Source organism: Flavobacterium sp. ACAM 123, assembly GCF_000264055.1.
GTDB lineage: Bacteria > Bacteroidota > Bacteroidia > Flavobacteriales > Flavobacteriaceae > Flavobacterium.
In genome coordinates this window covers 1-23,864 of record NZ_AJXL01000024.1, presented here as the reverse complement: position 1 = coordinate 23,864, position 23,864 = coordinate 1, and the positions used below count along the sequence as shown (strand labels likewise).

Below are 23,864 nucleotides of genomic sequence, written 5' to 3'. Positions count from 1 at the left end.
AATAAAAATAATCAATTTGCAAAAGACATGTATCTATTTAGTTTTTATTGAAGAGGAATGAATTTTATAGACTTGTTAAAATTAAACAACTCAAATTTGTACGATGGTAGACTATCCTATATAAGAACTAAAACTGGAGTACACTTGGATTTTAAACTACAAAATCATTCCCTTAAAATACTGGAAGTTTATAATCAAAAATCGATGAACTCTTATCTGTTTCCTCTTTTACTAAATGAAAATATGACTATAAAACAGATTAAATACCGTAGTCATAAATTACTCGGAAAAATAAATCCAGCACTGAAAGAAATGATGGAAATTTTAAAAATTAGCAAGCATATCACTTTTTACACTGCTCGACATACATTTGCGACATTTTTAAAATTTGAAAACATTCCTATCGATGTTATTAGTGAAATGCTTGGTCATACGGACATTAGAACTACACAGGCCTACCTTAATAAATTACCAAATAAGAAACTAGATAAAATCATTGATGATGTATTTGAAAATTCCAAATATTTCAAAAAAAGTTAGATACATAATGTAGTAAACTGTTTTATAACAAGTTTGTTTACATCAAGAAAATGCGGTGGTAATTGTTGCTAATCACCGCATATATATATGATTATTACCGCTATATCAGCAATTTCACATCTTTCTTACTTTTCATAAGTAGAAACTATCATTTATTACTTAAATATACTGCAATAACAGTAATATCGACTTATTTTCTATTAAAATATTTAATACATTAAATAAATACCGTATTTTTACCGTCTAAACAGTATAAAATGAATGATTTCAATTTAGGAACTTTGATAAAAGACCATCGAAAAGAAGCTGGACTTACCCAACTGGAGTTGGCAAACCTTGCAGGAGTAGGAAAAACTACTGTTTTTGATATTGAAAAGAACAAAGAAACGATACGCTTTAATAATCTGCTTGCAGTACTTAAGGTATTGAATATAAAAGTAGAATTCATCAGCCCCCTAAATAAATAAACATGAGACAAGCAATAGTATTGGTTCACGGCAATAGAGCTGGAATCTTGTCCGAGATTACGAATAAAGAGTATCATTTTGAATATGATCTTGATTATAATGGTGAATCGGTTTCTTTGACTATGCCTACAATACATAAAAAATACAGTTACAACTCCTTTCCTTCATTTTTTGAAGGATTATTACCCGAAGGTGTGATGCTAGAAGGATTGTTGCGCATTGGCAAAATTGACAAAAAAGATTACTTCTCTCAACTCATTGCTACAGGAAATGATTTAGTAGGATCTGTAACGGTTAAAGCATTAGAAAATGAATAGATGTCCTATTACTTACGAACTGTGCGGAACAGATAAATACAGCGTAAAAGGAATGCGTCTTATCGCCCCGAAATTGACGCACTTAAATGATTTGCCCTACACTGCTGTAGAACTTCGACAAGAAGCGGCTAATAGAGCCAAAAAACTATCCATTCAAGGGGTACAACCAAAACTTAGTGCAGCGGTTTCCATTGTAGATCAAGAGTTTAAAATTGTAGACCAGTTTGGTACCTATATCATCAAACCGCAAAATGATTTATTCCCACAATTGCCCGAAAATGAGGACGTAACCATGCGAATGGCAAAAGCATTTGGTTTAGACGTTCCTTTTCATGGCATGTTGTACGGAAAAGATGGAAGTTTATCTTATTTCATTAAACGTTTTGATCGTCACGGTAAAGGAAAAAAATGGGCAACCGAAGATTTTGCACAATTAACGGCTAATACAAGAGATACCAAATACCGTTTTACCATGGAAAAACTGATTCCGGTACTGGATGAATTTTGTTCTTTTCCTGCCATTGAGAAAGCAGACTTTTTTAAAAGAATTCTTTTTTGTTTTGTAACTGGAAATGAAGACATGCACTTGAAAAACTTTTCGTTAATCACCAAAAATGGTAAAACAACCCTCGCTCCTATTTATGACTTTCTGAATTCTACAATAGCGATTAAAAATCCCAATGAAGAAATTGCACTCCCCTTGAAAGGAAAAAAGAGCAACTTAAAAGCTTCTGATTTTATAGATTATTACGCCAAAGAAAGATTGCAACTCAACGAAAAAACAATAGCTACAATTCTAGATCAAATGAAAAAAGCAACTCCTAAATGGAAGGAGCTGCTTGATATTTCTTTTCTCTCACATGAAATGAAAGAGAAGTATTTGGAGTTGTTGGAAAGTAGAATAGCGTTATTTTAATAATTTATGTATCAAAGATGATTTATATAATAATTATAATCGCTTTTACTCAACTGAAGAATTTAGGCATCTAAAAAATCTTGTACGTCAACTACATTACCTTCGCCAAACCAACTCTTGATATTAATTAACGCTGCTTCATCAATTTTAGATAACATTAAAACAGCTAAATTTTATTTTGCTCTTGACCATTCAACATAAAAAAGGTTGCGAGTTCATAGCTTCATTTCTAGGTCAACTACATCATGTATTCTGCTTTCAAATACTTTTTTCCTTGAATTAATTATTAAAAATAATTTGTTTTCTATATTGCTTAATTTATAAAGTTGTCAATTCCTCCATATATTCCTTGTAATTATCTCCAAAGTAATTTTTCTTAAAAAAATAAGAACCTTCATTTTTTCTCGATTCTAAATTATTAGTGAAATATGATAATAAATTATCAACTGAAATTAATTTGGATAACTGTTGGTGAGATGATATTTCAGCGTTCAATCTAACAATTGATGAATTATATACAGATTTAGTTGAAAATCGGTTATTTAATTTCAATAAATCAAGATAATTATCTATTGCAATGTTTCCTTCTCTAGGAGTGATTGTTATCTTATCTATTTCTATATTATAAATTATATTATCTCCAATTTGTCTACTAAAAGGCGACCATATTGGATTTACTGAACCAGCACCTTTTCCTTCTTCTCCTAAATTGCAAGCATTGCAAGATGTGATCAGATTATTTGCATTCATAGAAAGGTAGGGAAATCTATTTCTGGGTAAAAAATGTTCCACTATACCATTACTTTTTGCAATTACAGTATCTGTATCGCATAGACTACAAATAGTTCTATTTCTATTTTCAGTTTTGAAATTATTGTGAAAATCAGTCCTCTTATATTTAAAGCCTGTTTGAATATATTCCCAACAAGCATCGTCATCAAAACATTTAGAGTATAAAATATTAGAAAAAATTCTATAAAATTCGTCAGGTACATTTTCATGTGTTAGAGAATAATTACCAGCATCGATGCTACTATTTTGACTTTCAAACATTATTTTTTGTTCCTTTAGTTCATTCAACGTTTTAGAATTCAAAAGGTCTAGAATTAATTTGTAACACTCTTTTTCGTTATGTTTTATTTTGAATATATTTTTTGGAAAAAGAGGATCTAATAATTTTAAAATTTCCTGTTCAAAATCTTCAAAATTAACTCTGTTATATGAATTCTCTTTTAATTTTATAATAAAATCAAAAAGAGGTACTATAATTTTAGAATGAAATTTATCTAAAATTACTTTGTTTCTGGTATTACTTACCTTCCACATCTCCTTTTAGTTTTTGAATTTTTTGAAAGGCTAAATATTTGTATATTGAATTACCCAAATTATCATAGATTTTCTGAATAACGTCTAAATTATCAGTCTTACTGATCTTTTCTATTACATTAAGCTCACTTGTATTTAATGAGAACTTATCATCAAACATTTCTATAAAAAGCTCTTCAATACCCAATTGAAAAGTATTTGATTGAATTTCATTTTGAGTTCCGTTCTTTAAAAATAAAACTTGATTCTTATTTAATGAATTTATTAAGTAAGGATTGTGAGTAATAAAAATAATATGGGCATTGTATGCCTTAAAAGCAGTATCGAATAATGAAATTAACTGTCTATTCCATGAAAAATCTAAATGCATTTCGGGTTCTTCAACAATTACTAAAGAATCATCTTCAATCTCTGATAGGATAGATATAATTCGATAAATGAGCATTTTTTCACCTGTACTCATGTTGGAAAAATCAATTATTTTTTCATTACGTATAAACTGCAAATCATTTAAATAGGCTTCACCAGCCTCACTTAATGATACTATTTTTTGAAAATTTGAATTATCTACATGCTTCCATTCAAGTTGAGAATCATAATTAATTAAAACATGATTGTTGAATTCAAAACCTAAAGATTTTAAGGTTTCGAAGAAATCTGATCTATCATCTGTAAACATTAATTTTAAGAATCTAGATATGCCTCGAGTTATAGTTGGCAATCCAAAATGATTTGTTCCATATAATTTTGAAATATCATAAACTCTGAGCATCTTGTCACCTATATACTGTCGATGACGATTATTAGGATATTCCCCATGAATTGAAAAGATAGAGAGTACTATAGATTTTGGTAGGTATCCTTTAATAAGAATAAAATGTGTTTGATTTTTTTCGTTATAAAGTTTTTCGTCTAATGGGATAATATTATATCGTCTATAATATATGTTTGGTAAAATTTTTGCATTCTCAAATTCATCTTCTATAGAAATATAATATTTGCCTGCATTAGAATTGATGGTAACTTGTTTTGTTGATTCAGCATACTTTATTTCATAAAATATTTCAATGTCAAAATTTGTTCTTTCGTGAAATCTATCAATATTATGAAAAAAATTACTTAGCATGCTCATTAGCAAAGTCTTTCCAGATCCATTACTACCTGTGATAACATTAAATTTTTGATTTATATTATTCTCTATTGAACCTTCATTCAAATTAAAGTTAAACACCTCTCCCTTTTTGAAAATTAAGTAATCACTATTTATTTTAATATATTTTAATCTCATTTTAAAACTTTAACTATTCGTATAATATTACTCCCCAAACAATTCACCATACCCATATTTCTCTCCAGGCTCCTGAAACACATTTCCTTTCTTCCCCTTAACCACTTTTTCCTTCTTAACCGCTTTCTTTTTATACCACAAACCTGCAACAACATTTCACTATCCCCTCCTAAGCCACCATTCCCTTCTCAAACAGCTCCACAAATTCCTTCATCTTTGCAATGATCCTATCCCCTATTACTCTAGCTTGCAATATGCTTGGTCTATTGTCTAAGCATTGAAAAACTTCATCTTTTATGGGTTCTCGGCCGCTGTAGATGTACGCATCGATTAAGGCTTTGAACTGGGCTTTGTCCAGGTGTTCTTCTTCGCAGAGTTTTCCTAAAGCCAATACTTTTTGCTCTTGCCAGAATTTCTCAAACTCCTCTTCTATGGCATCGTCGTCTTTGATGTGCGGCATGTTTTCGTCAATGAATTTCTGAATCAATTCTCGTTTGCTTCTCAGTTTGATGTCGCCACCTAATAAATCCAATATGGCTTTTCTTTGGGCTTTGGCTTCCGAGGTGTTGGCGCCTTTCAATTGCGCCAATAATTTCAGGATATAAGCCACTCCTATTTTATCCCGGTGTATCAACTCCAATTCAAAATCAATATCATCTAGGATCGAAGTTTTCTGTACTTGGGTGTCTTGCTTCACCTTTTCGTACAAGTCCAAATACTTTCCTTTGTAATCTTCAAATTCTTGTTGCTCAATTTCTAAATCCTCCCAATCAAAATCAGTGTAGGATTGTAAGACATTCATGTTACGCATCAATTTCCGGAAGGCTTGCACAAATAAAGCTTGCGCTTCTTCATCTTTCAAATCATTTACGCTTTGGTATGTGGGTGTGATTTCACGCAATGCTTTCAAGGCTTCGGCAAATTTTTCGGCTATTTTTTCATAGTCGGGAATCGTGACTACGTCTATGGCGTCTTTGTTCGAAAACAAAGTAATTGCATCATCGGTAGCTTTTTTGAGGTTTCTAAAGGACAGAATGTTCCCTTGTGACTTCTGTTCTCCTAGTATTCTGTTTGTTCTTGAAAACGCTTGAATTAAGCCGTGTTGCTTTAGATTTTTATCTACATACAAGGTATTTACTTTCTTGGCGTCAAAACCAGTAAGCATCATGTTAACCACAATGACAATATCTAAACGGTCTGTGGCATCATTAAAGTTTTCTTTCTCTCGTTCTTTCAAACGTCGGCTAATATCTTTGAAATACGATTCAAATAATTTGGGATCTTTGGTCGTAAAACTTCCTTTGTACATTTTATTGTAATGTCCAATATAGCTTTCTAATTTGTCTCGACTGTGGCTTGATTTATAACTTGTTTTGGGTTCGGCTGCTACATCAAAATCATAATCTCCTGGTAAAAAATCTTGTGCTTCGTCTGAATCTTCATTGGCACCATAGGTAAAAATGGTCGCTATGCGCAAATCGTGTTCTCCTGCTTCTTTCTTTTGTTGAAAGAAATCATAATACTGTATGGCATTGTCAATACTACTCACAGTCAACAAAGCCGAATACTGTTTGCTGAACGTTTTCTGATCGTGGTAGGCTATAATGTAATCGACAATTTTCTCAATCCGTTTGGGTGAATCCAGCACTTCTTGTTTGTCGATTTCTTCGACTTCAATATCAATAAAAGTATTGCTTTTGTTCTTGTATTTTCCGATATATTCTATACCGAAACGCAATACATTTTGATCTTTAATAGCATCAGTAATTACATATTTATGCAGGCAATTACCAAATAAATCTTTGGTGGTGCGCTTTCCGAATTCATTTTTAGAAGCATTTTCGGCAAAAATGGGTGTACCAGTAAAACCAATCAACTGACTTTTATCAAAAAACTTGGTAATGCGTTCGTGGGTTTCCCCGAATTGTGAGCGATGACATTCATCAAAAATGAAAATAATTTTCTGGTGTCTTAGCGCTTCAAGGCTATTTTTGAAACGGTCTGAAACAGCACTGTTTAATTTCTGAATCGTAGTTAAGACTAATTTTGTATTATCCGTCAGTTGTTTTACTAGGGATTGTGTATTGTCAGTCACATCAACGCTGTCTTTCTTGAAGGCGTTGAATTCATTCATCGTTTGGAAATCCAAATCTTTTCTATCGACTACAAATACCACTTTATGCACTTCTGGCAAATCCATCACAATCTGGCTCGCTTTGAAAGAGGTTAAGGTTTTCCCCGAACCCGTGGTGTGCCAAATATAAGCGTTATCGCTAGAATGTTTAACCTGATGAATTATAGCTTCGGTAGCGAAATACTGGTACGGACGCAAAATCATCATGACTTTGTGCGTCTCATTGATGACAATATAATGCGCTATGATTTTGCCCAAATGGTTTGGATTTAAAAATGCTGCTGCAAATTCTATTAATTCGGTAATATTTTTGTTATTGGCATCAGCCCAAAAGAAGGTCTGTTTGACCGATTGTAATTTATTATTGGCCAAATACTTCGTATCTACACTATTGCTAATCACAAAGAGTTGCACGAATTGAAACAAACCGTGATTGCTCCAGAACGAATGTTTTTGATAGCGATTGATTTGGTTAAAGGCTTCTTTGATTTCGGTACCGGAACGTTTGAGTTCTATTTGTACCAAAGGCAGACCATTAATCAAAAGTGTGACATCAAAGCGATTCTTGTAGCTTCCTTCCAGACTAATTTGATTGGTTACTTGATAAAGATTTTCCGTTGTAGTTTCACTATTAAAAAAACGAACATAAAACGAAGTACCATCTTCTTTAGTTAACTGAAAACGGTCACGTAGGGTTTTGGCTTTTTCAAACACATTGCCTTTGGCGAGATGATTCAAAACAGCATCAAACTCCTTAGTACTGAAGCTAGTTTGGTTAAACAATTCCAGTTGGCTTTTTAGATTAGAGACTAAAGCGTCTCCATCTCGAATTCTTACGGATGTATAACCCAAACCCAGTAATTGCTTGATTAGATTGTTTTCTAATTGTGCTTCAGATTGATGACTCATAATTTAATAAGAATAATTGTTAGAACACCTTTCCTATATATTGATAATAAACTCAGCATCTTTTTCAACTAACTGATTCACATTAATAGTTGGGAGAATAAATTTATTAAATTCGGTACCTTCTGTTTTAGCGTGAAGAATTCCTCTTGAAGTTCCAATAGTTAACATGGTTAAATGACAAATGAAGTTTTTTGGAAAAACCACATTGTTGTCTTTTAGAAATGACGTCCAAGTATTTGGTTCAATATTAAAATGACAGCTTACTTGTATTTTAATAAATATTTTTTTTGATTGTTCAAAAGTAAAAGTAGCAAAAACACCAATTAATTTTTGCTCCTCATTAATTTTAAATTCTAATGAGGTTGTAATATTCAATTCCTTTTTTGATGAATATTTCTCTTCAAATAAAGCAAATTGTTCCGTTTTAATTGCTACTAAAGCAAAGCCGATAGATTCATTTTCCATTATGCAGTTTGTTCGAAATAGTTATACTTTTCAGAAATAGGATTGTACTCCATTTTAAATTCTTTTTTAGCCAGCAAAATTTTATCGGCTAGTTTGAATTTTGGTTTTGGAGCAAAGTATCTTTCAGTTGTCGTTTTTACAATTTCCGCGCTATTTTTTTCTTCAATAGTATCATAATACGAGGCTAAAATTGGAATTTTTAAAATGTCTTGAAGTTTTATTTGAGTTTCCAAGGTAAGATTTTCTTGGCCTTTTACTATTTTGGTCACTTGCTGCGGACTTACTTCTAACTTTTCTGCCAATTTTTTTTGAGTCCAATTTAAATCGTCCAAACGATCCAGAACTTTTAAAGCAATATTTTGAGACTCTCTCAACATCGCTCTATTTTTAATTCTATCTTTATTTTTGGCAACTGTATTGGTGTTTTTTGAAGAAACCAATGCGGTTAATTTTTCTATATTACTCATTTTTATTCGTTTATAAGTTCGTAAAAAGAATCAGTATCAAATATGGAGTGCTCCTGTAAATATTCTTTTGCTGTCTTAATTTTTGTTAATTCATTATTTGAATCAGGATGATCTTGCATAGTTTGAGTCATCTTTATGGCGCCACCTGTAATGACAAAACAATTGGTGTCAATTTTAATGGCATAGATTCTAATTCCATTTTTTATAATTTTTCCTTTTTGTAAAGAAAGTGTCTTAATCCCTGATTCTGTATCAAAAAGTGTTCTGAAATAAAATTCTAAAGGTTGATTATTTATTGTGATTTCTTCTAATACATCTTGTATTTGTTCCGCATCTTTTAGTCTGTCTTTTACAAATTGATTGATGTTTACTACGGCATTTTCTTTTGCATATTTTCTAAGATAGCTAACATCTGTCCAATGATCCATTAGACGATCATACTCATTGTCTACTTCTCCAGAGTAGTGGAAAGTAAATAATGATGGTGCAAATATAGCATCTATTTTCATATAATCAACTTATAGGTTTATTATTTGTATTCTTATTAACAATTTTAATTACACAAATAGTTGCTGCAACAACCCTTTTTTCCAAATCGTGGTTTGGTCTATTTGTTCTTGGCAATGATTGATTTTTTCATCGATTGCAGACAGAAAATTTGCGATTTTGGTTTGTTCTGGTAATGATGGGAATTCTAATAATAAATCCGACATTCTTCCTATTGAAATACTAAGGACTTTCGAACCCTGTGCAATTTTCATAATGTGATTCCTTATTTTTTCGGATTTCATTAAACGATTTCCAAATCCAATTGAAATTTTAGATAAATCTGGTCTTGCCAATAAAGTATGTAAACCAGCTAAAGTTCTTTCATTATTTAAATTTATTATTTCAATACACTTCCCTATATCTGCATAATCTTCAGAAGCATCAGCGAAAACTAAATCACCTTCCTTACAATAATTATCCTCGGAAATCCTTTGAATTGAAATTTCAGGATTTATGTATGGTACAATTTCATTTGAAATATTAAAATTAGATTGAAATTTAGTATGAATATCACCGTAATGAATATTTTTAACATCACCATTATCGTAATTCAAGTTTTCTCTTGAAAATGAATTTGTTACTTTAAAATTATAAACCTCCCCTAACTTTTTCTCTTCCCAATCCGCAAAGTCATTTCCATCATCGTCTTTAAAGCGGAGTCCTTGCGAGAAAAATTGCTGCATCACGCCTTTTTTGTATTGCTCTAAAAGGATTTTATTTTGTTTTAAGGCGGTTAGTTTTTTATCGACTTCAGTTAGGAAAGAAGCGATTTTGGTTTGTTCGGGAAGGGATGGATATTGCAATTCAATTCTATAAAAATCAGAATGATTTAAGTCTGGTATTGTTGAAGTTCCAGCTAATTTTTTTATCAAATTCTGAGTTCCATCAAGTTTCAGAAAATTATATAAGTATGTTTTATCAATATATTCAGGATATGCAACTTTAAAGAAATTGTTATGAAATACACCTTCAACATTAGTTACAACCATACCAGTATTACCAGTTCGAGTCATTAAAATATCTTCCTTTTTACAAACAACTGATTGGTTTGGGTTTTTTACAAAATATTTTTTTTCAGAATTAGCTTTTAAAAATTCATTTGTAATATAAAAATATGAGTTTTCTATTTGGTCGGTAAGTCTTTCTGAAATTGGTATTTGCAACCCTTGATTAATTTTTACAATATCTTTAAAGGACTTCTCTTCCCATTCCGACGTAAACTCAGGAAAGCGCAATTGTGGTAGTAGTTTTTCCATGGTTATTTTTTGGGTTTGTTTTTTATTTGGTTTTCCAGTTGTTTTAGTTCTTCCAAATCTTGCTCATCTGCTTTTTGGACATCGAATTGTTTTCTTTGGGTATTGAATTTTTCATAAATAGCATCTACTTTTTTCTCCATTTGCGCATGAGTTACTTTGCCCAGATGGTTCAATACTTTTTTATCATTAAACTCAATAATACGATCTACATTGGTTTTCCAAAAATTCATCGTAATATCCTGTTTGTTTTTAGCTCTTAATTCAGCCGTTTCTAGAAACACCACCACAAAACGATTTAAACTATCTATTTCGTCAGTGGTCAAATAGTTTTTTGCGGTATAAATATCTTGCTTTCGTACTACTGCACCTTTCCAATTGGTTAAATTCATATTGGGTTGTTTTGGATTAGCACGAGTAATGACGATTTCGGCAGCGGTATTCCCTGTTATGGCGTATAATAATTTGTTTTGCGTTTCGGCAAAAAACATTTGTGTTGCTTTATCTGTTTTATCGTAATCGCTACTTAAAGAAAATAAATCACGCACTTTTTGATAGAACCTTTTTTCGGAGGCTCTAATATCACGTATACGAGCTAATAACTCATCAAAATGATCTGTCCTGCCGTTTGGGTTCTTCAGGCGTTCATCATCCATGATAAAACCCTTGACCATATATTCTCTTAGGTTTTGATTTGCCCATTGGCGAAATTGCGTTCCTCTTTTACTTCGAACCCTAAAACCGACAGCAAGAATCATTTCAAGGGAATAGAAAGTAATGTTATAATTTTTACCGTCAACGGCAGTTGTCAAGTAATCCTTGACAACTGAAATCGCTTCTAACTCCTTTTCTTTCAAGATATTTATAATATGTAAGCTTATATTTTGTTTAGAGGTGTCAAAAAGTTCTGCTAATTGAATTTGATTCATCCAGACATCTCCTTCCTTAGCAAAAAGAGCTACTGATGCTTTTCCGTCTTCTGTATTATAAATAATAATTTCTTGTTCTTCTTTCATATTTTACTATCTAAAAAGGAGTTGAAATATTCAGTTCTGCACAAAAAGCTTCAATGGTTTTATCCGTGGCCTCTATTTGCGTGTCTAATGCTTTTATTTCTTTTGCAACAGCATTAATATCGATCCTGTCTTCGGCTTCAAAGGTATCCACATAACGAGGGATATTCAGGTTGTAATCCTGCGACGCCATGAAATTTAGTGCGGCAATACGGCTGTATTTATCTTCTTCAAGGCGGTTGCTGTAGGTATTTATGATTTTGTCAATGTGTTCGTCTAGCAATACATTTTGGGTTTTGATCTTCTCAAAATGTTGGCTGGCGTCTATAAATAAAACATCATCGGGGTTTTGGCGTGTTTTTTTCAATACCAAAATACAAGTAGGAATCGAAGTTCCGTAAAATATATTGGCGGGAAGGCCAATCACGGCATCGAGGTAATTTTTGTCTTCGATTAGGTATTTACGAATATGACCTTCGGCACCACCACGAAACAAAACGCCGTGGGGCAAAACGATAGCCATGGTTCCGTTGTCGGCCAATTGGTGCACCATGTGTTGTACAAAGGCAAAATCGGCCTTACTGCTAGGTGCTAGTTTACCATAAGCCGAGAAACGCTCATCCGTCATAAAAAGTGGGCTTGCACTCCAGTTGGCCGAGAAAGGCGGATTAGCAACGATAGCTTCAAAACGTTGGTCAATATGCTGTGGGCGTTCTAAGGTATCTTCATTCTTGATATCAAAACGTTTGTAATGCACATCGTGCATGATCATGTTCATACGACAAAGGTTGTAGGTCGTAGGATTCATTTCCTGTCCGTAAAAAGCGCTTACGTCTTTTACTTCTTTGGCAACACGTAACAGCAAAGAACCAGAACCACAAGTAGGATCGTAAACACTCTTTAATTTGTCTTTGCCTACCGTTACTAGTTGAGCCAAAACGCTGCTTACTTGTTGCGGGGTATAAAATTCACCCGCTTTCTTTCCTGCTCCACTAGCAAACTGACCAATAAGGTATTCGTAAGCATCACCAAGAACGTCGCTATCTGTATTCTCTAGATCAAAATCAATTTCATCCAGATGTGTCAGAACTTTAACGATCAATTCGTTTTTATCACTTTCCGACTTCCCTAATTTGTGAGAGGTTAAATCCAAGTCGGAAAATAAGTTTCCAAAATCTTCTTCACTCTCTGAACCCATGGTACTTTGCTCAATGTGAGTCAGTACTTTGGCAAGGTCGCCTAGAATGAAATTGTTTTTTCCACCGGCATTTCCTCTATGCGCCAATTCAGAAAACAGCTCTGACGGTTCTAAGAAAAAGCCTAATTTATCAATGGCAAGTTGTTTTACTTCCTGCAGTAGCAAGGCTTCATCAGCATGTCCTTCAATCTCCTGAAAAGTTAGTCCGTCTGGTTGTAGTATTTGGTTGGCATACAAATCCATTTTAGTACTCAAGTACTTGTAGAAAATGAAACCTAATATGTAATCTCTAAAATCGTCGGCATCCATTTTACCACGAAGGGTGTTTGCGATGTTCCAGAGTTGTTGTTCTAATTTTTGTTTTTGTTCGGCTGCCATTAATTGTAATTAATCAAATTTGTTTAAGAGTTCTAAGGTAGTATAATTGAAAAGGTAACGCTTTGTAAAAAGGCTAAATTTAAAATGCTCTACCACGTCTTATTTTTCTTTCTTAGTTGACTTGTAAATAAACGCATTTTTGTAGAGTTAGGCAATACCTAGTTTTGGTGATATTTTTAAAATTAATACGAATAGTCCTTAAGCTGTAGTAAAGGTGTTTTATAATAAATAATGACACTGGCCACTTTATTTTCTATTCAACTGATTTTGAGAACGAATCAATAGTAAGCCTATAACTGTACACCTTTAAATCATGTCATTAGAACCATACAATTCTTATTAAATACTTTAAAGTCAGTCGTCATCATAAAATGGAATATACAACAAACGACACTTGAGCAAATAGTTCCAGTCCTAAGAGACTAACCTTCGACAAATACTACAACAAAGTTAGGTAATGGGCTTCGGTTCGCTAGCAAAAAATTCCCCCATAAATACTCGGGTTCCCCTTACTTTATTGCGTTGCTTTTTGCACTCGCTCGCCCATGACCTTTCGAGTTCTATTATTAATCTTTAATTATAGAAATCATGGAAAATCATGCTAAAAATCCAAATTGGGGAACTGTTTCAGAAATCCAATTGCATTACAAATCAAGAGTAAAAGCAGCAGAACGTCCTCTAATCACATCCTCTAAATCTGCTTATCAAATTGCATTACAGATTTGGAATCCCAATACCATTGAATTCTTTGAAGAATTTAAAATCTTATTATTAAACAACAGCAACAAAGTACTAGGTGCTTATGAAATATCATCAGGAGGTATCACTGGAACCGTAGTTGATGTAAGATTGATATTTGCCGCAGCCCTAAAAGCCAATGCCACTGGGATCATCATGATTCACAACCATCCCTCAGGTAAACTAATCGCCTCGGAAGCTGACAAACAAATTACTGCTAAGGTTAAAGCAGCCAGTAAGATTCTTGATATCCAATTATTAGATCATTTAATTATTACTCCAGAGAACTATTATTCATTTACAGATGAAGGGGCTTTATAGCCCCTTTTATTATAACATACGTATCAGATTTTGGTAAGCGTTCCTATTTTAAAGAGCTTTAAATTTCGACAAAAGGTTCTGTCGCATCTGCCATAAAAATCCAAGAGAAATCAGCGACCCGAAAATTATGCAGCCAATTTGCAAAATGATTTGAACATACTTGTGCCTGGCTTAAGCATCTGATTCTTTCTCAACATGTGTAACACTTCAATTCCTCCTGAGGTTCTTTTGGCGGACTCAAAACTTTTAAAACCCAAACCGTTTTGTATCCTCCATTTTATAAAACGATGATCCTGCTCAACAATATTATTGAGGTATTTACATTGCCTAATCTTTATATTCGAAAATGATCGTTTGTTGTAAACCCTTATTGCGCTGATGTTAGAGCCGCTTTTGTCTATATTTATTACCGTTGGTCGGCAATTATTATTTATTGGTTAATTAGGAATGGCTGCGCACTCATTCTTTGTCTTCTTTTGGTAAGAAGAAAATCCACCGTATTACCCAACTTATCAACAGCTCGATATGAGTAACACCAGATACCTTTTACCTTTATATAAGTTTCATCAATTCGCCAGCTGGCGCCTACTCTGTTCTTTCGCTTTTTGATTTGTGATTCAATCAAAGGTGCAAATTTTAACACCTAACGCTAAATCATAGCATGATCAAATGCTATTCCACGCATTTTCATTATTTCCTCAACATCCCTGTAAATCAATGTAAATCTTAATTTGAAATAAACGGCCTGAAGAATAATAGCTTTGGGATAACAATGACCTTTGGTATTCATTTAATATATTTTGAAGTTCTAAAGATAATAGTTACTATACAGACGCGACAGAACCACAATGAAGCGAATTGTTTAAAGACCAGAAACAATACCAACCTATAGTAGATTTTATTCTCAATTTAAGCTGCAGATTAGCTTAGTATGTCCATCGAATAGTATTTCGATGGACATACTAAACTTGAACTTTGCAACAGTGTTGCACAAAAATTATTCTATCTTTGCACTCTATTATGAAAGCACTAATTTCCATATCAATGTCTATTCTATTCCTTTTTCAAGGGATTAGCGCAGATATGGATATATGTAATCCAATTCAGGAAATTTCAAACTTTATTGCCCATTATCAAGATCATAAGATATATGGTGACTCTTTTTTTGAATATGTAGTAGAAGATTATATCGATAATGATGGAACGAATACAGGTCATCATAACAATCCAGATAAGGAGAATATGCCTGTTCACTCCCATCATCAATGTTGTCGTGCTGTATTATTTATCGCAAACCTCAATACAGATCTAATTGATCAATTAAAGTTTGTAAATGATAAAAAATTTACTCGATATTTTCTCAATTTCAATTCCAGATATCTGGAATCCTCTTTTCAACCACCAAAGGTTTAATTCAGTTTTTTTTTAATGGATAACTATATCCTAAAGTCATGCTTTTAAAAATAAGCATCGCTTCAATTTTAGCTTGCGCTCTTGCGTAAACTCATCATTTAAACTGAATTAAATCACATTATATGATTAACAAAATCATTTCATTTTCCATTAATAATAAATTTATTATTGGACTCTTTATAGTGGCACTTATCGGCACAGGTATTTACTCTATGTTCACTATAAACTTGGGTTCTGTGCCCGATATTACAAACAACCAAGTACAAGTTATAACTACTACCCCTAATTTAGGAACGGAAGATATTGAGCAATTCGTAACCTATCCTGTGGAATTAGCAATGGCAAATTTGCCCGATGTTATTGAGCTGCGTTCCGTTTCACGTTTTGGTCTTTCCGTAGTAACCATTGTTTTTAAAGACGAAGCTGGAACTTATCTACCGAGACAACTGGTACAAGAAAAACTTGCGGAAGTTAGTGAAGAGATTCCTAATGGATTTGGAAAACCCTTTATGGCACCCATCACTACAGGATTGGGCGAAATTTACCAATACTCATTAAAAGTAAAGAAAGGCTACGAAGGTAAATATGACGCAATGGAGCTTCGTACCATCCAGGATTGGATTGTAAAACGTCAAATGGCATTAGTGCCTGGAGTTGTGGAGGTCAATGCCTTTGGAGGCTATGTGAAGCAATATGAAGTAGCCATAAATCCCAATAAACTCAAAAGTTTTGGTATTACAATGAATCAGGTCTTTGAAGCCCTGAAAGTTAACAATGCAAATACGGGTGGAGCTTATATCGAAAAAAACCATCAAGCTAACTTTATTCGTGGTGAAGGTTTAGCTCGTAGCATCGCCGACCTAGAAAATACTGTAGTAACCACACAGAATGGTACTCCTGTATTGATACGTGATGTGGCCGAGAAAGTAGGTTATGGCAGTAAAGTGCGTTATGGTGCTTTCACCCAAGATGGTCATGAGTCCGTAGGCGGACAAATTTTAATGCTGAAAGGAGAAAGTCCAGGCGAAGTAGTTAAAAATGTAGAAACTCGGATAGCCGAAATTCAAAAATCCCTTCCGGAAGGTGTATATATCGATACTTTTTTAAGTAGAAGCGATCTAATTGATAGAACAACAAGTACCGTCGAAAAAAACCTTGTTGAAGGCTCATTGATTGTAATATTTGTTTTAGTGCTTCTTCTAGGAAGTTTCCGTGGCGGATTGATAACAGCTTCAGTAATTCCATTATCACTATTGTTTGCCTTTATTTTGATGAAACAATTTGGAGTTTGGGCAAACTTGATGTCCTTAGGTGCGATTGACTTCGGGATTATTGTGGATGGTGCTGTCATTATTGTGGAAGGAATGGTATTCCATATCCATCAGCGGATCAAAAAAACCTCCGCAGCCATTGACCAAAAGGAAATGGATGAAATCGCCTACGATTCCGCCAGTAAAATGATGAATTCAGCCTTTTTTGGACAATTAATCATTTTAATAGTTTTTACCCCCATTTTATTCTTAACAGGGGTTGAAGGAAAAATGTTCCGTCCAATGGCGTTTACTTTCGGTTTTGCAGTTTTAGGGGCTATTATCCTTTGTCTTACTTATGTTCCTATGATTTCGGCATTATTTTTAAAACCTACAAAAAATCAAAACAGTTGGTTCGCCAAATTTGAAAATAAGATTGATAGGCTCAGCGATAAAATTATGAACGGCCTCAATCGCGCGTATCTACCATTGCTAATCTTTGCACTTCGATTTAAAGTAGTTGTTATTTCTGCTGCGGTAGCTTTATTATTGATTGCAGGCTTTATTTTTAGCACTATGGGAGGCGAATTTATTCCAAAATTTGATGAGGGAGATATCGCAATGCAGGCGTTGATAAAACCGGGTAGCAGTCTTACCGAATCTATTGAAACATCAAAAAAACTTCAAAATATCGTGAATCAGTTTCCCGAGGTCAAAACAATGATATCCAGAATTGGGGTTGCCGAAATCCCCACAGACCCGATGCCTATGGATATTGCTGACAGCTATATCATTCTGGAAAAAGATAAAAGCAAATGGACCTCGGCAGATAGCAAGGCAGAACTTGTAGAAAAAATTAAAGAGAAAGTTTCTGTGATTCCGGGAGTTAATTTTGTATTTACGCAACCTGTTGAGCTTCGCTTTAATGAATTGCTTACAGGCGTTCGGGAAGATGTCGCAATAAAATTATACGGAGAGGACTTGGAGGTTCTAGCAGCTAAGATTCAGGAAATTGCAGCAGTCATCAGAACCGTTCCCGGTGCAGCAGACTTAAATGTGGAAGCCACCAGTGGCTTGCCACAAATGACCGTGGTATACAACCGTGCAAAGATGGCACAATACGGCGTAACCGTTGACAAACTAAATGATTATGTGAGTGCAGCCTTTGCAGGAGAAAAGGCAAGTGTCATTTTTGAAGGTGAAAAACGCTTTGATGTGGTTATGCGTTTGGCAAAGGAATTTAGAACAGATATTAACAGCCTTAAAAATCTATATATAGATTTACCAAATGGCGCACAAGTGCCTTTAAAGGAAGTAGCTGACATTAGTTACAAACCTGGTCCAATGCAAATTTCAAGGGACAATACCTACCGTCGTATTTCGGTTGGTGTGAATGTACGTGGACGTGATGTCAAGTCGATGGTTGAAGAGATTCAGCAAAAACTGGAAACCGAAGTTAAATTACCCCCTGGTTACTACGTAACTTACGGTGGTTCGTTCGAAAATTTACAACGAGCTACAGACCGCTTAATGATTGTGGTACCAATAGCATTGTTCTTAATATTTATATTACTCTACTTCGCACTCAATTCATTTTCACAATCCATAATGATTTATATGGCAGTACCATTGGCAGCCATAGGTGGTGTATTCGCTTTATGGATACGTGGTATGCCTTTCAGTATTTCTGCGGGCGTCGGGTTTATTGTCCTCTTTGGCGTTGCAGTACTGAATGGATTGGTCCTCATAAATAAATTCAACGAACTAAAGGAAAGTGGAATGACTAATCTAAAAGACAGAATATACGAAGCTACACACGAACGTTTGCGACCAATTTTACTTACGGCAACAGCAGCTATCATGGGCTTTATACCAATGGCGGTTTCGACCTCTGGAGGTGCCGAAGTACAACGTCCTTTGGCAACGGTAGTCATTGGTGGACTCCTTACCGCAACATTTTTAACCTTAGTCATTCTTCCGGTTCTTTATTATTTGCTAGAAGCACGTAAAGAGAAAAAAGGTAATGGTGGAGATGTGAGCTACATCAATAAAAGCACGACAGTAGTTACTATACTTGTTTTGTTAGGAGGTGTGTTCACTTCTGGAAACAGCTTTGCACAGGAAATAAAGCAGGGCAATGCACTTTCAAAGACTATTACATTGGAAGAAGCTATTGCAATGGCAAAGCAAAATTACCCTTCTCTTAAAGAAAGTCAAGCGTTAATAGAACGGGAACAGGCTATGAAAGGCACAAGTTTTGACTTGGGTAGTACCTCTTTATATACTGGTATGCAAGACCAAGGCCTGCAACAAGGAACACTGCGTACCTTTGGGATACAACAGGGAAATATTGATTTGCTTTCGGGTTTTTCAAAATCGAAGTTTTACAAACAACGTATTGCTTTAGGCGAAAAATTCTATGCGTTAAATGAACAACAGCTAGTTCGAAATGTGATGCAGACTTACGACCAGATAAATTACAATAAGGCTCAACTGCTTTTTGCGGAACAATTGGATAGTGTGTATGCTAATTTTAAGACCGCTGCACAACTACGTTATACTACGGGAGAAACAGGTAAATTAGAATTCATTTCCGCTTCTACGGAATACCAGCAAATTCAGGTACTTCGACAACAGGCAAACGACGATATTGAAATTGCCAAACGTGCTCTAAGACAATATTTAGGAACTGACGGCTACATTGAAACTATTTCAGATACTTATAAACCACTATATACTAGTGCATTGATAGATTCAACTTCTTTAGCAGAAAATCCCATATTACAATATTCTCTTCAAAATGTGGAAGTTAGCAAAGCAAATATTAGTGTAGAGAAATCACAGTTTTTACCCAAATTTAGCCTTAGCTATGATAATCTAAAGTACAATGACGTTTCTGGGTTTTCTGCTTATCAGGCTGGCATTACGATTCCACTCTGGTTATTTCCACAAAAAGCAAGAGTAAAGGCAGCCAAGGCAGATGCGATGGTTGCAGAAAACCAGTATTTAGAACAAAAGGCAATTACCGCAAGCCGTATTTCGCAATTACTCAAATCCATTGAAAAGACGCAGAAGATATTACGATATTACGAAGAAGGTGCCTTGCGTTTGGCCGAGGAGCAGATAACCACTGCACAGTTAGCGTCCAAGGAAGGTGAAATAGATTATGTAAACTATATCACAATCCTCAATAGTGCAATTAAGATTAAACAAACACATTTACAATATATCAATCAATACAACCAACAGACCATTGAGGTAAAGTACCAATTGGGGAATTTATAATATAAAAAGAAATGAAAAATAAAGCAATAGCAATAACAATATTTTTAGCCTTGACTTTAGTGTTCGCTTCCTGCAATGAAAAGTCTAAGGGAGAATCGGGACATAAGAAAACAAATTCTAAAAACACTGAAAAAGCAGAGGATTCCCACGTTGAAGAAAATAGCGGACACAAAGGTGAAAAAGATGTCGTGGAAATCACGCAGCAACAGGCCGAAATAATAGGTCTCGAGGTGATAACGCTAGAAAAACGGAATTTAGGCAACAGCATAAAAGTGACGGGAACCTTAGAATTGTTCCCGCAGGACAAAGCAAACATAAGTCCTTTTGTAGGAGGTAACGTTAGCTCAATTAAGGTGATACCAGGTAACAATGTGAGCAAAGGCCAAGTTTTGGCATATATTGAACATCCCGATATCATTGCTATGCAACAGGAATTTCAAGAAAAGAATAATGAACTTGTCTTTTTGAAACAGGATTTTGAGCGTAAGCAAACCCTATACGATAAAGGGGTTTCTTCAGGAAAAGATTTCCAAATGGCGCAATCAAAATTCCGTTCCACCACGTCTAGTGTCAATGGTCTAAAAGCTAAACTGCGTTTATTAGGCATTAATCCCACAAAAGTTGCAGAAGGGAAGATATATTCGGCGGTGGCTATCACAACGCCAATAAGTGGTTATGTGGATGAAGTAATGATTAGCTTGGGAGATTATGTGGGTACACAATCAAAGATGTTCTCGATAAGCGACAATTCTAAGATCTATCTCAACTTTAAAGTATATGAAAAAGACATTAGACAAATTCAAAAAGGACAGGAAATTTATTTTTCCACAGCTTCCCGACCTGATGAATTGTTGAAAGCTACTGTGCGTTCAGTAGGTAAAACATTCGAGACAGATCCAAAAGCGATAGAGGTTCTTGCCGATATAAAGAATAAGGATAAAAATCTTCTTCCCGGAATGTATGTTCAAGGCAGAATCGTACAGGGAGAAAAATCCGCATTTGCAGTTCCCCAAGCAGCCATTATCCAAAACGGTGAACAGTCCTTCATTTTCATTTTGGATGAAGATGAAGAAAAGCAAGGAAAAAAAATGAAGTTTAAAATGATACCTGTAACTGTTGGCGTGACCGATTTGGGATTTGTGGAAGTGAGTCTTCCTGCTGATGTTAATCAGGCCGCTAAAGTGGTTACCAAAGGTGCATACGTCCTTTCATCAGAAATGGTAAAAGGCGAATTAGAACACAATGATTAATAAACAATAGCGGTTTTAAAGCTGAGTTTGACTTCTTTCTACTTTTAATTAAAGTTTATCATGCAAACTCGGTTCAATACCAAAATAAAAATCAATATTTAAAAGTCTTAACATATAAAACGACCCCGAACAAATCGCGGTACCAAACAAGATAGCTAATGTCCAATTATATCAGAAAGATAACAAACAATAAAATTCTAACAGATGAAAGAAATAAAAGCATTCATAAAACCAAACAGAATACAAAAAGTAATCGATGCCCTTATCACTAATGGGTTTAAGAGTATGACCCTATCACAATCTGAAGGTACCGGTGCATTTAAGGCAACGGGAGCGCGACCTTCATTGGACTTTCATGTTACGGACAGTCCCATAATAAAATTGGAACTAGTCTGTCAAAACGAAGAAGCCCAAGCCGCAATTGAGCTAATTTTGGAGAATGGTAAAACCACTGAGCCTGGAGATGGAATCCTATACGTTTCCAACATTGAAGATGCCTTCCAAATTAAAACGGGAGAATCCTTGAAACGCAATACTTTTTGAAAAATGGATAATTTAGATAAATTATTAGAAATTAAAAATGTAAGGCCAACAGCAATGCGGTTGTTAGTCTTAAAATTTCTCTTTCAAAAGAAAGTAGCAGTAAGCCTTACGCACATAGAGGAATATTTCGACAATTCTGAAAGAACCACTTTGTATAGAACACTAAAGACCTTTGAAATAAATGGCATTGTCCATAAAATAGACGATGGCACAGGTACAACTAAATATGCTATATGTGAACAAAATTGCAATTGTGAACTGGAGCAAGACCTCCATTTACATTTCCATTGTAAAATCTGTAATGAGACCGTTTGTTTAACAGAACATAAAATTCCACATATAAATTTACCAGAAGGCTTTATTGCAGAAGATGTAAACCTAGTTGTTAAGGGTATTTGTGGCAAGTGTAGTGGGTAATTATTGCACTTCCGTTGCAAGTATAATATATTTAATTTTATCGAGATGTTACAAATAATAGATATTAAAAAAGAGAATATAATCACAACAATTGCAATTGGGGAATTACATCAAAAAGATATCGAAAAAGTCCACCCCATTATACATACAATTCTTGATAAAGGATTAAAAATCCGATGGTATTTTGAGATGCAAGATTTTGAGGGCTGGAGTATCAATGGCTTTTGGGAAGACTTAAAAATGGATGCAGCCCACGAAAAAGAGTATGAGAAAATTGCAATAGTTTGCAAAGAAAAGTGGCAGGAATGGATAGCACGGTTTATGGAGCCTTTTACCAATGCCGAGATAAAATACTTTGATATAAATCAAAAAGGCAAATCACAAGAATGGATTGAAAGTTAATAAAAAATGGAATCATTGATGTTGCTTTGAAATTTTCAAATAACAAGAAATAAATTTAAAATGAAATATTATGGGATTTTTAAAACATTTATTAGTAGAAGATGCTAAATTTTGCTCAGGCTGTGTTACTGAAAAATAGATACCTAAAAAACATCTAACTTTATTCGCATTCATGAGCTTAACTCATAGGAATCAGATTTTATTGAAACTATATTTTAGTTAGGATGGAGTTATATTTATTTATTCTATTATTCAAAAAAATAGGAAATGAATTTGAGTTACATACCCTAGATGAAAAATACTTTTTTTCTTTGATGATTTTATTGTTAAACAAACAATTATAATAATTTTAATTATGCTTTTAAATAAACGTATTTCAATATTTGATTTTTTGAATACCATTAAGTTTGACATACTATTTATAGCTTGTTACGCTATTTTAGTTGGCTTTATGGATCAGTATGGCTTTTTATCCAAAATTTCTATCCCTATTGGACTGACAGGTGTTTTTGGTACAGCCGTTGCCCTCCTTTTAGGTTTTCGAACCAATCAGGCCTATGATCGCTGGTGGGAGACTCGTATCATTTGGGGTGCTATAGTCAATGACTCGCGCACCCTTGTACGACAGTATCCACCCGAGCAACTACATATTGTTTAGTTCAATAAGATTAATGATAGGAGCGTAATGTTACAATGATTTAGATTCCGCTAGCCGCTTGTAATTGTGGGGATACAGGTCGTTAATATTCTTGTGGTTTATAGATTGGATATTCTCAAGGGTATATTTTAGCCACTCAAAAGGATTTACGTTATGCTTTTTGCAGTTAGAAAAAAAGGTATAGGCCATAGCCGCTCTTTGAGCAGCATCGTGCGATCCGGCAAAAAGATAATTCTTTCTACCTAGGGCCACTGGTCTGATTGCATTTTCCACCAGATTATTATCTATTTGCAAGTTACCATCTAGTAGGTACGCCGATAAATTATCCCATCTTGTTTGAGAGTATGCAAGGGCTTTACTAATTTGG

General features: G+C 34.2%; 22 protein-coding genes and 1 pseudogene. 12 read left to right on the top strand and 11 right to left on the bottom strand.

What is annotated here, in order from left to right; all coding sequences use genetic code 11:
- Nucleotides 1–57 precede the first annotated feature (57 nt).
- The 4 genes from A3SG_RS0106235 to A3SG_RS0106220 all read left to right on the top strand — a co-directional run bounded on the left by A3SG_RS0106235 (nucleotide 58) and on the right by A3SG_RS0106220 (nucleotide 2,240).
- Entirely contained in the window at nucleotides 58–540 is a 483-nt protein-coding gene (locus A3SG_RS0106235; protein ID WP_016989165.1) for a tyrosine-type recombinase/integrase, read from the top strand.
- Between the two features lie 257 nt (nucleotides 541–797).
- Nucleotides 798–1,007 carry a type II toxin-antitoxin system Y4mF family antitoxin gene (locus A3SG_RS0106230; RefSeq protein WP_016989164.1) on the top strand — a complete coding sequence of 70 codons (210 nt, stop codon included), beginning with the start codon at nucleotides 798–800 and terminating at the stop codon, nucleotides 1,005–1,007.
- A 2-nt stretch (nucleotides 1,008–1,009) separates the two neighbouring features.
- A complete protein-coding gene (locus A3SG_RS0106225) occupies nucleotides 1,010–1,324 on the top strand; it encodes a HipA N-terminal domain-containing protein (RefSeq protein WP_016989163.1) in 315 nt (104 codons plus the stop codon).
- On the top strand, nucleotides 1,317–2,240 hold the full coding sequence (locus tag A3SG_RS0106220; protein ID WP_016989162.1) for a HipA domain-containing protein: 924 nt from the start codon (nucleotides 1,317–1,319) through the stop codon (nucleotides 2,238–2,240). Before A3SG_RS0106225 ends, A3SG_RS0106220 begins: the two co-directional genes overlap by 8 nt.
- Nucleotides 2,241–2,558: 318 nt before the next feature.
- Here A3SG_RS0106220 and A3SG_RS0106210 read toward each other — a convergent pair whose 3' ends face one another.
- The 9 genes from A3SG_RS0106210 to A3SG_RS0106165 form a co-directional block, all read right to left on the bottom strand.
- Complete coding sequence (locus A3SG_RS0106210; RefSeq protein WP_016989160.1) at nucleotides 2,559–3,566, bottom strand: hypothetical protein; 1,008 nt, start codon at nucleotides 3,564–3,566, stop codon at nucleotides 2,559–2,561.
- Nucleotides 3,550–4,854 carry an AAA family ATPase gene (locus A3SG_RS0106205; RefSeq protein ID WP_016989159.1) on the bottom strand — a complete coding sequence of 435 codons (1,305 nt, stop codon included), beginning with the start codon at nucleotides 4,852–4,854 and terminating at the stop codon, nucleotides 3,550–3,552. Before A3SG_RS0106205 ends, A3SG_RS0106210 begins: the two co-directional genes overlap by 17 nt.
- A gap of 169 nt (nucleotides 4,855–5,023) precedes the next feature.
- Complete coding sequence (locus tag A3SG_RS0106195) at nucleotides 5,024–7,897, bottom strand: type I restriction endonuclease subunit R (RefSeq protein WP_016989157.1); 2,874 nt, start codon at nucleotides 7,895–7,897, stop codon at nucleotides 5,024–5,026.
- Nucleotides 7,898–7,930: 33 nt separating this feature from the next.
- Entirely contained in the window at nucleotides 7,931–8,362 is a 432-nt protein-coding gene (locus tag A3SG_RS0106190; RefSeq protein ID WP_016989156.1) for a hypothetical protein, read from the bottom strand.
- A complete protein-coding gene (locus tag A3SG_RS20720; protein ID WP_016989155.1) occupies nucleotides 8,362–8,829 on the bottom strand; it encodes a transcriptional regulator in 468 nt (155 codons plus the stop codon). The genes A3SG_RS0106190 and A3SG_RS20720 overlap by 1 nt, the downstream gene beginning before the upstream one ends.
- 2 nt (nucleotides 8,830–8,831) lie before the next feature.
- On the bottom strand, nucleotides 8,832–9,338 hold the full coding sequence (locus A3SG_RS0106180; protein ID WP_016989154.1) for a hypothetical protein: 507 nt from the start codon (nucleotides 9,336–9,338) through the stop codon (nucleotides 8,832–8,834).
- Between the two features lie 48 nt (nucleotides 9,339–9,386).
- Nucleotides 9,387–10,634 (bottom strand): restriction endonuclease subunit S, encoded by a 1,248-nt coding sequence (locus A3SG_RS0106175; protein ID WP_016989153.1) that lies wholly within the window; start codon nucleotides 10,632–10,634, stop codon nucleotides 9,387–9,389.
- A 2-nt stretch (nucleotides 10,635–10,636) separates the two neighbouring features.
- Nucleotides 10,637–11,647 carry a virulence RhuM family protein gene (locus A3SG_RS0106170; protein ID WP_016989152.1) on the bottom strand — a complete coding sequence of 337 codons (1,011 nt, stop codon included), beginning with the start codon at nucleotides 11,645–11,647 and terminating at the stop codon, nucleotides 10,637–10,639.
- A gap of 10 nt (nucleotides 11,648–11,657) precedes the next feature.
- On the bottom strand, nucleotides 11,658–13,220 hold the full coding sequence (locus A3SG_RS0106165; RefSeq protein WP_016989151.1) for a type I restriction-modification system subunit M: 1,563 nt from the start codon (nucleotides 13,218–13,220) through the stop codon (nucleotides 11,658–11,660).
- A gap of 588 nt (nucleotides 13,221–13,808) precedes the next feature.
- Between A3SG_RS0106165 and A3SG_RS0106160 the strand changes: the two genes are divergently transcribed.
- Nucleotides 13,809–14,279, top strand: a complete 471-nt coding sequence (locus tag A3SG_RS0106160) for a JAB domain-containing protein (RefSeq protein WP_016989150.1) — start codon at nucleotides 13,809–13,811, stop codon at nucleotides 14,277–14,279.
- Between the two features lie 125 nt (nucleotides 14,280–14,404).
- On the opposite strand, the pseudogene A3SG_RS19235 reads toward A3SG_RS0106160, so the two are convergent.
- Nucleotides 14,405–15,069 (bottom strand): annotated as a pseudogene (locus A3SG_RS19235) (IS6 family transposase).
- Nucleotides 15,070–15,299: 230 nt separating this feature from the next.
- Between A3SG_RS19235 and A3SG_RS0106145 the strand changes: the two are divergent.
- From A3SG_RS0106145 to A3SG_RS0106110, 7 genes are all read left to right on the top strand, one after another.
- Nucleotides 15,300–15,692, top strand: coding sequence for a hypothetical protein (locus tag A3SG_RS0106145; protein ID WP_232226286.1), 393 nt, complete (start codon nucleotides 15,300–15,302; stop codon nucleotides 15,690–15,692).
- A 122-nt stretch (nucleotides 15,693–15,814) separates the two neighbouring features.
- Nucleotides 15,815–20,227 carry a CusA/CzcA family heavy metal efflux RND transporter gene (locus A3SG_RS0106140; protein WP_016989146.1) on the top strand — a complete coding sequence of 1,471 codons (4,413 nt, stop codon included), beginning with the start codon at nucleotides 15,815–15,817 and terminating at the stop codon, nucleotides 20,225–20,227.
- A gap of 11 nt (nucleotides 20,228–20,238) precedes the next feature.
- A complete protein-coding gene (locus A3SG_RS0106135) occupies nucleotides 20,239–21,477 on the top strand; it encodes an efflux RND transporter periplasmic adaptor subunit (RefSeq protein WP_016989145.1) in 1,239 nt (412 codons plus the stop codon).
- Nucleotides 21,478–21,681: 204 nt separating this feature from the next.
- Nucleotides 21,682–22,020: a P-II family nitrogen regulator gene (locus tag A3SG_RS0106130; protein WP_016989144.1), complete on the top strand. Its 339-nt coding sequence runs from the start codon at nucleotides 21,682–21,684 to the stop codon at nucleotides 22,018–22,020.
- 3 nt (nucleotides 22,021–22,023) lie between these two features.
- Nucleotides 22,024–22,437, top strand: a complete 414-nt coding sequence (locus tag A3SG_RS0106125; protein WP_016989143.1) for a Fur family transcriptional regulator — start codon at nucleotides 22,024–22,026, stop codon at nucleotides 22,435–22,437.
- Between the two features lie 45 nt (nucleotides 22,438–22,482).
- Nucleotides 22,483–22,839: an STAS/SEC14 domain-containing protein gene (locus A3SG_RS0106120; RefSeq protein WP_016989142.1), complete on the top strand. Its 357-nt coding sequence runs from the start codon at nucleotides 22,483–22,485 to the stop codon at nucleotides 22,837–22,839.
- 355 nt (nucleotides 22,840–23,194) lie between these two features.
- Nucleotides 23,195–23,497 carry a bestrophin family ion channel gene (locus A3SG_RS0106110; protein WP_016989140.1) on the top strand — a complete coding sequence of 101 codons (303 nt, stop codon included), beginning with the start codon at nucleotides 23,195–23,197 and terminating at the stop codon, nucleotides 23,495–23,497.
- A 30-nt stretch (nucleotides 23,498–23,527) separates the two neighbouring features.
- Here A3SG_RS0106110 and A3SG_RS0106105 read toward each other — a convergent pair.
- Nucleotides 23,528–23,864: IS66 family transposase (locus tag A3SG_RS0106105; RefSeq protein WP_016989139.1), on the bottom strand; the 337-nt coding region annotated here is incomplete at its 5' end.

Coding starts and splice junctions, on each gene's coding strand:
- A3SG_RS0106165 (WP_016989151.1), bottom strand. CDS start 13,220: ATGGCAGCCGAACAAAAACAAAAATTAGAACAACAACTCTGGAACATC.
- A3SG_RS0106125 (WP_016989143.1), top strand. CDS start 22,024: ATGGATAATTTAGATAAATTATTAGAAATTAAAAATGTAAGGCCAACA.
- A3SG_RS0106210 (WP_016989160.1), bottom strand. CDS start 3,566: ATGTGGAAGGTAAGTAATACCAGAAACAAAGTAATTTTAGATAAATTT.
- A3SG_RS0106180 (WP_016989154.1), bottom strand. CDS start 9,338: ATGAAAATAGATGCTATATTTGCACCATCATTATTTACTTTCCACTAC.
- A3SG_RS0106220 (WP_016989162.1), top strand. CDS start 1,317: ATGAATAGATGTCCTATTACTTACGAACTGTGCGGAACAGATAAATAC.
- A3SG_RS0106195 (WP_016989157.1), bottom strand. CDS start 7,897: ATGAGTCATCAATCTGAAGCACAATTAGAAAACAATCTAATCAAGCAA.
- A3SG_RS0106120 (WP_016989142.1), top strand. CDS start 22,483: ATGTTACAAATAATAGATATTAAAAAAGAGAATATAATCACAACAATT.
- A3SG_RS0106145 (WP_232226286.1), top strand. CDS start 15,300: ATGAAAGCACTAATTTCCATATCAATGTCTATTCTATTCCTTTTTCAA.
- A3SG_RS0106110 (WP_016989140.1), top strand. CDS start 23,195: ATGCTTTTAAATAAACGTATTTCAATATTTGATTTTTTGAATACCATT.
- A3SG_RS0106170 (WP_016989152.1), bottom strand. CDS start 11,647: ATGAAAGAAGAACAAGAAATTATTATTTATAATACAGAAGACGGAAAA.
- A3SG_RS0106135 (WP_016989145.1), top strand. CDS start 20,239: ATGAAAAATAAAGCAATAGCAATAACAATATTTTTAGCCTTGACTTTA.
- A3SG_RS0106130 (WP_016989144.1), top strand. CDS start 21,682: ATGAAAGAAATAAAAGCATTCATAAAACCAAACAGAATACAAAAAGTA.
- A3SG_RS0106190 (WP_016989156.1), bottom strand. CDS start 8,362: ATGGAAAATGAATCTATCGGCTTTGCTTTAGTAGCAATTAAAACGGAA.
- A3SG_RS20720 (WP_016989155.1), bottom strand. CDS start 8,829: ATGAGTAATATAGAAAAATTAACCGCATTGGTTTCTTCAAAAAACACC.
- A3SG_RS0106160 (WP_016989150.1), top strand. CDS start 13,809: ATGGAAAATCATGCTAAAAATCCAAATTGGGGAACTGTTTCAGAAATC.
- A3SG_RS0106140 (WP_016989146.1), top strand. CDS start 15,815: ATGATTAACAAAATCATTTCATTTTCCATTAATAATAAATTTATTATT.
- A3SG_RS0106225 (WP_016989163.1), top strand. CDS start 1,010: ATGAGACAAGCAATAGTATTGGTTCACGGCAATAGAGCTGGAATCTTG.
- A3SG_RS0106235 (WP_016989165.1), top strand. CDS start 58: ATGAATTTTATAGACTTGTTAAAATTAAACAACTCAAATTTGTACGAT.
- A3SG_RS0106230 (WP_016989164.1), top strand. CDS start 798: ATGAATGATTTCAATTTAGGAACTTTGATAAAAGACCATCGAAAAGAA.
- A3SG_RS0106205 (WP_016989159.1), bottom strand. CDS start 4,854: ATGAGATTAAAATATATTAAAATAAATAGTGATTACTTAATTTTCAAA.
- A3SG_RS0106175 (WP_016989153.1), bottom strand. CDS start 10,634: ATGGAAAAACTACTACCACAATTGCGCTTTCCTGAGTTTACGTCGGAA.